At 42.8% G+C, this 1492-nt stretch carries 2 protein-coding genes; both read right to left on the bottom strand.

Features of this window, described 5'->3' with window-relative positions; all coding sequences use genetic code 11:
* Positions 1 to 434: ATP-binding protein (locus ACTNBR_RS16410; RefSeq protein WP_441019257.1), on the bottom strand; the 434-nt coding region annotated here is incomplete at its 3' end.
* Positions 434 to 1492: Mu transposase domain-containing protein (locus ACTNBR_RS16405; RefSeq protein ID WP_441019255.1), on the bottom strand; the 1059-nt coding region annotated here is incomplete at its 5' end. The genes ACTNBR_RS16410 and ACTNBR_RS16405, both read right to left, overlap by 1 nt.

The following is a 1492-nucleotide window of genomic DNA, read 5'->3' as shown; positions in this document are numbered from 1 at the left end:
AGGAGCTCTTCACTATGAAAATATCCAACGTTATATCTATTGCAGGCTTTAATACCAATGGCCTTGGCCAGATAGGACTTTCCGGCATCAGATTCGCCGAGAATACAAAGATTATAGCCCCTTTCAATGAAATCCAGTGAAGAAAGAACATCGGTTATCCCTGATGGAAGGTATTCTCTCTTATCAGAGTCAATGCACTCAGACAGTTCTTCAGGTGATCCTTTTAGATGAGCTGCCGTTAATCGATTCTTCAGTGTAGTACTGACTTTTTCTTGAAACTGTGGTTCTATAAGCTCTGCAATCAGTGTCAGACGGTCCATTTCAAGGAATCCAGGCTTATGATACAGATCATCCAGCGTTGCAGCCATTGTCGATAGTTTCAGCTCATTGAGTTCATCAACAAGCTCATTGATGAGTTCGGTTCCGGTAAGCATCAGTCATCTGCCTCCTCTCTCATCTGATCCGCAAGCGCTTTGCTGCGGGATAAAAGAGTATCAATGCTAGAGGCTTCCGGAGGCATGACATAACCACCCCTTGTTGGTTCTTTCTTTTGGACAGACCCATGTCGATAACCGGCATCGCCAAGATCATCTGCAATGACAGAGATGGTGTTCTTAATAAAGGTATATTTCTGTTTGTTTAATGAGATTGCCTGTTTACAGCACTCCTCTAAAGCTTTGTTACTGTACTTTTTGGTAAAGTTCAGGATACCAAGACACATGCGGTATGTCTGCACTTCATACTGCCTTGACTTTAGGATCGTACGGATAACAGTCTCAGTATTCTTGCCAACAAGAGAAGCCTTTTGAATGAAATAAGGTCCGTTCCACTGTGTAAATCCTTTATAATTCTCAGGCAGATGTTCTGGATCCGTTGACCACTGACCCTTACGGGTTGCTCTCGGCCATTCATAAAGGAACTCGCCTGCAAGGGAATAAATGCGAACAACAGAAGAAGATGCCTTGATAGATACTTTCTTGTGCAAAAATGCTTTGTCTACGCTATAATAAGCATTGTCAAAGCGTACGTGGAAGTCGCTTGATACCTTTGCCGTTTTTCTCTCCATGTACTCGTAATGCATGGAGGGGAGCGGCATCAATTCAAGTTTCTCCTCTTCCCAATAGTAGTATCTATTATGTTCTTTCTTTTTAAACGGCTCCTTATTGAGAGCTTCCAGTTCCTTCCAAAGATCTTTGTTGAACTGATCCAGCGAAAAATACTGTTGTTCTTCAAGTTTATGGAAGAGACCTTTCTCAAGAATACCTACCGCGTTTTCTACTGAACTCTTAAATTTGGGCTTTCTGACCTTGGCTGGAAGAATTACAGTTCCATAATGATCAGCCCAGTCAGCGTAATCCTTATTCAGTTCGGGTTCAATCCAGTCTTGATTAACGATTACCGCCTGCTTGCAGTTATCGCATACAACCAGTGCCGGCACACCGCCAAAGTAATCAAGAGCATGATTATTGACCTCAATCCATTGCGGTTCCCT

This window comes from Bariatricus sp. HCP28S3_F11, from assembly GCF_052065395.1.
Lineage (GTDB): Bacteria > Bacillota > Clostridia > Lachnospirales > Lachnospiraceae > Allocoprococcus.
This window is presented reverse-complemented; position numbering and strand designations above follow the sequence as displayed.